The sequence below is a fragment of the Pseudomonas sichuanensis genome (assembly GCF_003231305.1).
Taxonomy (GTDB): domain Bacteria; phylum Pseudomonadota; class Gammaproteobacteria; order Pseudomonadales; family Pseudomonadaceae; genus Aquipseudomonas; species Aquipseudomonas sichuanensis.
This window is the reverse complement of sequence record NZ_QKVM01000098.1, coordinates 1-7,245: the sequence shown is the minus strand read 5'-3', so window position 1 is coordinate 7,245 and position 7,245 is coordinate 1. Positions and strand designations below refer to the sequence as shown.

The 7,245-nt window shown below is 56.8% G+C and carries 2 protein-coding genes; both read right to left on the bottom strand.

The features are described 5' to 3' along the window. Positions 1 to 132 precede the first annotated feature (132 nt). Entirely contained in the window at positions 133 to 1,434 is a 1,302-nt protein-coding gene (locus DM373_RS27945; protein WP_110996565.1) for a hypothetical protein, read from the bottom strand. A 52-nt stretch (positions 1,435 to 1,486) separates the two neighbouring features. Next, entirely contained in the window at positions 1,487 to 7,033 is a 5,547-nt protein-coding gene (locus DM373_RS27940; RefSeq protein ID WP_110996564.1) for a hypothetical protein, read from the bottom strand. Positions 7,034 to 7,245 lie beyond the last annotated feature (212 nt).

Sequence of the window (7,245 nt, the reverse complement as noted above, 5' to 3'; positions counted from 1 at the left end):
ACTGGAGTGGATGGAGCTGGAAGCGGTCATGGTGGGCCTTAGCTGGTTTGAATGGCCATTCATTTCCCGGTTAGGGCATCCCGTTTTACCAACGCCATGCCTGACCGTCGCTCGGTGACTTTCGTACACGCCCTAACTTGTCTTGAAGGCGGCATACAATAAGTTCCTATGATTGCTTTCCCCTTTGCTGCCGTACTTGACTTCGATTCGTACAGTACTGCCGTATTCGTCGATAAGTTCTAGCAGTATTGGCCCTGCAAGCCCTTGTTCTTCTTCACCCTGTCGGTAGTAGGTATCCATGATGCGGTGGTTGGTGACAGCAATCTGATCGTCATCGATAGCGATGTCACCCGCCAAAAAGTGCTTGTCCGGGATGCCCATGTTTTGCAGTGCATCCTTGTCGTAGAGAATCTTTCGTTGATCGTCTTTTCCGACAATGACTCCCGTGAAACTGCAGAACCGTACATTCGCACTGTCGCGTTCCCAGCGAATCATCGACTTGTTCTCTCCGATATAATTGAGTTCCCTGGCCTTGAAGTTGGCGATGGAAAAAATCCAATACTCTAGAGTTTCATAGTTGTAGTGATAGATGTTCGAATCACCCCCGGGTGTCGGTTCGATGTTGAAGCCGCTGATTCTTCGAACGTCCTCGTGATATCTCAGTGACCGCTGATGAGCCTTGACAAAAATAGTATTGTTTCGGGTGTGGCTGTTGCTGTAATGCCAGAAACCATACTTGTCCCGGAGACCGGCATAGAATTTTCGCGAGTTATCAGAGGTCGCCAGGCTGTGCAGGTATCGCTCCACCGGCGCAGCCCCGGCCCGCTGGAGAATGGGTTGTCCCGAGCTGGCAGCCTTGTATCTGTTGGGTAATCGGGCCGTGGCCCAATGAATGCTCTCGTCCTTCAAGACCGGATTATCTCCCGGATCAACGGGTAAAACGGCCACTTCCTGATGGGTGAGTAAATCGAATACGCGTATCGTTTCCAGCTCTTGAGGGGCAATCAAGGCTTCGCCTACGGGCTGAGGATCGATATGCAGTTCCATTTGCTGATGCCCATTGGCATACAGAGCGGTCTCGGGTGTATTGAGAAAAGCCGGGGCTGTGAAGTTGAAACTGGTCAGGGTCTGCCAACTGTCTTCCTCACCGGGAGACGGGATTACGGTCACTGTGCTGATGGCTTCTGCAAGCAGAACATCGTTTCTCCAGATTTGACATGAAACGGTTGCCTGATCGGAGTCCTCATCCATGCTCGCGCTGTAGCGCCCGGTTTCGGGGTCCAGTGCGCCTGGCCCATCCAGATGCCATCGACGCTCGCCCTCCAGGATGAAAGAGGGATCCACAAGGTAGGGGATGCGTAGGCTTTCATGGACAGCCTCGACGAACGGTTGAATGACAGCTTTTGTAGGCTGTGCAGCTTGAAAGTCAAGCATCGTTTGTCACTCCCGTGTCTGGGTGAGGTCGACGACTCTGTTCGGTTTCTGATCAGTTGGCGCTCAAGGTGATATCCACGACGTTGAGTTTGATCTCGGCGTTGGAAGCGCTCAGGAAAATACTCGTGTTGAACCGTATCGAGCTGCCCAACAGCAACTTGTCGAGAAAACTGGAATTGGCAACCCTGCAGGTAAATGCCTTGCTGTCTACCTGAGCTTGGGTGACGGGGTTATCGCAAATCGTGAATGATTTACTGTGGTCATTTTTATCGTATGCCGTAGCCACAATTAGGACGCGTTGCCCTACTGCCATGAGCGGCCAACCTGGCAACACATATTCACTTGATCCCTGTGCGCGCGAAAGTGGCAAGGTGGTTCGTCCTTGTGCCTGTGTGCATTGAAGCCAGGGTAGTGAATCCTTATCCAGCGTTTTGACAACCAGCGCTAGCACGGCCGACTGGGTGGTTTGACCACTCGAGTTGGTGAATTGATACCGCACCGTCAAGGTGTTGTCATTTGCGCCAATCATCAGCATGGCCAATGCTGCTGGAACGTCCAGCAACAGGTTTTTGTCGCTGTCTTGCCGGTACGCGCCGACGCTGAACAAGAGGGCATCATTGTCCATCACACTCAGCTCCACCGTTCCCGTGTCGAGCACAGGATTGGCCCCGATCTTGAATGTGGTACCTTCCCGCAGCCATTGCGCCGCAAGCTCACTGCCATCAAGATTGGTCGGCGCAGCCAGGTTCAGGCTTTCCAGCACCTGCAGGACGATCTTGCGCCCGCTCAGTGCCAGGCCGGGGCGGGCACAGGCGTAGTGGAGGGCAAATGGCTTGCCTTTGCTGTTGTTGAGAAAGCTCGGGGTCAGCTTGAACTCCAGCAGCGTCTGTTCTGCTTCGACGCGCTGCCAGTGCCTTTCAGGCCTGGCACCATTCGCGCCGATGCCCTCGGCAAACAACATCACCTCATCTTCGGCAAGCATGCCTTCATAGGCGTCGATCACCACCTTGGCGCCCTCCGCTCCCGGGAACAGGCTACCGTTGACCACGCCCTCGACCGTCGCGGCAGTCAACGGTGGAGCCATGGGAGGGTCGTTGTCAGTGATCGTGAAGGTCTGCGGGTCCGAGGTGAATTTCAGATCGCCTGTGCCTGAGGCAATGACGCTGAAATGGAACTGGAGTCTGTAGCCTACCGCGTCGCTGAGATGATCGCGGTCCATCGTGAATTCGACAGGCTCGTCCGGCTGGCCGACCGAACGTTCCACTATTTTTCCAGGGGCCCCGACGGGCGTCTGGCCATCCATCTTCTGCCAGTGCAAAGTCACCGTGTCGCCCGTGGCAATGTGCTCGTTGGGCAGTACGTAGAGCAGCCCTGACGAAGTGAAGGTGGCGATTGCCACTTGGCTATTGATCGCCTGTTGGAAATGCACCACGGGGCCGGGCTTGATCGGTACCTGCAGCTTATCGATGCGAAGTTGCAGGTGTTCGCTACTCAGTGCGTGTTGGTGGCGGGCGAATTGATACAACAGCGTTACGGTTTGCTCCTCGTTTTGGACCAACCAGGTGCCCGGCAACCTGAACTCCAGCAAGTGAGTGGTCAACTCTCGTTCTCCTACTCTCTGTCCGGCCGGCGTAAAAGGCTTGAGGCCGTTCAAGTAGAAAATGCACTCGTCACCCATGGCCATTGCATTGGGTGCGTTGACGATGACTTTCGCACCGTTGACGTCAGGAGGGAGCGTGCCATCTTCGCCTCCCTGCACAAAGGGCGCTGGCAGCCTTGGCCTGGGCGACGGGGACCCTTCCACGACCTTGAATTCTTGTTCAGCGCTGGATAGCAAGGAGTCTTTGGCCTGGACGCTGTAGCGCAGTCGGGCAGTGCTGCCCTTGGCCCTCTGTACTTGGTCGCGATGAAGCGTGAAGGGGATTACCTTGCCCACTTCGGAAGGGGTCACGGTGTGGTAAAGGGGGAACGTGGTTTCCGGCACGCCGTTCCTGTAGGGCGTCCAGAATACCGTGAGCTCGTCCGCTGCTTGCATGTGCTGATAGGGCAGCACTGCCAGGCTTGCATCCTGCTCGAGCGACTTGAGGTCGATCACCAGGTCGTGGGAATGCTGGCAGTGCACGAGTGAGGTTTCGATCGCATCGGCGGCTGGAATGATATGAAGCCTGAGTGGCTCGGCACTCAATGCCTGGTCCTGGCGGCCATATTGGTAGCTCAAGTCGATGAAGGAATTCCAATGCTCTCGCAGCAATTCGGCGTCAAGTTCGAAGTACAGGTGGGATACATCTTCATTTTCTATGCGCAGCCACTGTGTGGGCACAGGGTAGTCGGCGTCGATGTAAAACAGCACTTCGTCGTTGAGTTTCATGCGCGGATAGGCGGGGATGATGACTTTCGCGCTGTGTATCGGCCCGATCAGCTCGTTACCCATAGCGCCCTCGACCTGAGCCGACGGCAGGCGCTTCTCGATACCTTCGGAGGGGGCATCGACGACCTGCACCCGCTGTATATCGGACTCACGTAGCGGTCGGTTGGGCGCCTTGACGGTGAAACTCATGTGGAAAATGGCGTTCGGCACCAATCTGCTTCGGGGAAGATCAAAGCTCAGTGGCTGGCCCACTTCGTCGATTGATACTGTGTGCTCGATCGGCGAGGCTCCCGATGGAGGGGCTTGTACTTCCTCCCAACGCACGGCGACTGTATCGCCCTCGGCCATGTCGGGGTAGGGCAGCACGGTCAGGTGGGCATCACCACTGAAGGATGTGAGGTCGACTGTCAGGTCGTGTGCCTCCTTGAAATGGGCACATGTGTTGGGCATGCGCGCCGAACGCATGCTGACCGGCAGCGTTTGGGGCTGCGAGCTCAGGCATTGGCCAGGGCGCGCGAATTGATATTGCAGCGTGATGTGTCTGTCGAGATTGGCCCGCAGGAAAGATTCGGCGAGGTAGAAGGTGACGGTGCTGTCGTTGAGATGCTCCTGGTGCACTCGCAGCCACTGAGGCCTGGGTTGTTCGGCGCCTGTGGCATACAACACCAGCTCGTCCTCCAGTTGGGCTCCCTCGTACAGTTCGAAGGTGAGGACGAAGTTGCCGGTGTCGGGGTGCACGACCTTGATCGGCAATGCCTCGAGCGCGGGCTCCGATGGAGGCGTGTCGTAGACGACCAGAATGTCTTGCCGACTCGATTCGATCTGGCGGTCACCGAACCGGACCTTGTAATACAACTGAACGAGGCGGTCGGTCATAGCGTCGAGGCGCTGTCGCGACAACACGAATGACATCGTCTGCCCTACATCTTCCGGTCCTGTGACCCGCTCGTCCAACTTTTCGGAGGATGGCTCACCTGCCAATTGCCAGAACACTTCAACCGTCTGACCAACTGCCATGCTCTGATAGGGCAGCAATATCAGCATGCTGTCGCCTTCGAACGTTGCCAGGTCCACTATACGATCATGTGCGTGCGGGCAATGTAGCACCGTGCCTGTGGCCGGCGAGTCATGGCGTTCGCCGATGTCGAGCCGCAACGATTCACTGGTCAACGCATGATTGGTGCGAGCGACCTGGTAGAGCAGCGTCAATGGCCAACCGGCGTTGCTGATCAGCCACGCTTCGGGGAGCTCGAATGCGAATCGACCCTCGTCCATCTCTTTCTTGCCGATACGCAAGGACGGACTGCGCAGCGGCCAGGCACTGTCGGCATAGAAAATCAGCTCGTCCCCGATTTTCATGTCAGGGTAGGCATCGATCAGAACCGTTGTAGGACCTGCATCCGGCGGCAGTTCGCCGTCATTCGCACGTTCGACAATCGGCGCGGGCAAGCGGGGTTTTGTGCTGGCGTCACCGACGGTCAGGGTCTGACTGAGGGACTGCAGCAGATCGGTACTACCCGTCGCTCGGACACTGTAGCTGATACGGACTTGATGTTCGTCAGCGGCCTCCACGAGGGTATGTGGCAGCCTGAAAGTGATGGTCTGGCCGGGCTCGTTCGTATCGACCCGATGGCTCTGTTCGTATGGCTCAATCGGGCTGTCGAGCACTTCCCACTGCAGGGTGATCACGTCGTCTTCGGCCATGAATCGATAGGGAAGCAGCGTGACGAGCGCATCACCTTTGAATGTCGATGGGTCGATGCTCAGATCATGCGATTGCTTGACATGCATGCGGGATTTCACCACAGCGTCTTCGAACTGCACGATATCGAAGTTCAGGGGGCGGCCGGAGCGTGCTGCTCCCATGCGACCCCACTGGTACTGCAGCGAAATGAACTCGCCGACGTTCTCGTTCAACAGCTTGGCTCCCAAAGTGAACTGGAGGTTGCCGGCGCTGTATTCATCCGGCCCCACCTGGCTCCACTGGGTAACGCTTGGCAATCTGCCGTCGGTGTAGAACAGCACATGATCGCCGACGGCGTTCGACTCACCTAGCGCGATGGTGACCGATACCCCTTCAGGTGTCGGGTAGAGGATATTGTCAACAGCGCCCTCGATGAATGGATCAGGCAGGCGCAACTCAGAGGGCGAACGGTCGTCGATGATGGCGAATCGTTGAGAGTCCGATTGCAGGGATTTGTCTGTTCCTGACGCTGGCACGACGGAGTAGCTCACTTCGATGTCCCGTCCTGCTACGAGGTATTGGCGTTCGAGCTCTAAGGTGATCGGGTCGCCAACCTGTTCTGCGGGGACTTCGTAGTCAAGCGTTACAGGATCTTTTGGCGGATCACCCGGAAACACCAGCTGCACATTCAACTGGTCCTGCGCAACCATGTCTGTATAAGGCAGCACCGTAAGGTGGGCACTGTTCCGGAAGTCCTTGAGGTACAGGTTCAGGTCGAGGGCCTCCCTGAGGTGCGCGACTGGCTCGGATACCTGCTTTGCGCTCACCTTCAGGCTCAAGGGTCTGGCACTCAGGGCTTTGCCCTCGCGGGCAAATGCATAGAGCAGCGTGATAGTCGTGCCCTGGTGATCATTGAGAAAGCTTTCATCCAGTCGCAGGAAGAATGAGTCCTCCCCTGTATCGTCTTCCTCGATTTGCTTCCATATGAGCTCGCTGCCATTCACGCCGTCGGCATACAGAATCACCTCGTCCCCGGGCGACATGTCGGCATAGCGTTGGAAGTGAATCTTCACGCTTCCAGGCTCGGGATGGATCTCGCCTGGCGGCACGTTTTCGATGTAGGGCGGCGCAAGGTAATCGTTGGGCTCGGGCTGGCTCTGCACAACGTTGAATACCTGCCATTTGGACTCCAGCTCCCGGCCATTGAAGTCGACGATGTAGTAGAGCTCGTTGGCATGGCCGACCGAGGCTTGCAAGTACTCCCGCGGGAGGTCGAAGATCAGGGGCAGGTCGGTATTCTGCTCGTCGATCATGCAGGTGTCCTCCCAGGATGCGCCCTGGCCGGCACTCTCCCAGTACAGATACACCTGATGGCCTGGCGCCATGTTGGTGTAGGGCAGAATCACCAGCTTGGCGTCGTCTGTGAAGGATTGCAGATCGACCGTCAGGTTGTGGGACTGACGCACATGCACGACAGCAGCGGTGACCGAACCTTGCACGTCATCTTCGCCGCAGTCGTCTGACCATTGAGCTTCTTTTGGCTGCATGGCGGTCTCCTATGTAGGCACGGTACTGGGGGCACCTAGGAATGGTTTTTACCCTGCGTTTGATCGATTCGAAACTAGCAAATATGCCAGGTGTGCGAGCTTCGCTGCGCCACTAGAGTCTTCGAACAAGGCGGCAGGTATTGAGTGTGGCCGTCACAGATGTTCTTCATGAGGGCTCAGGCATGTCCGCTTCCAGTTCCGTCCACTCCAAC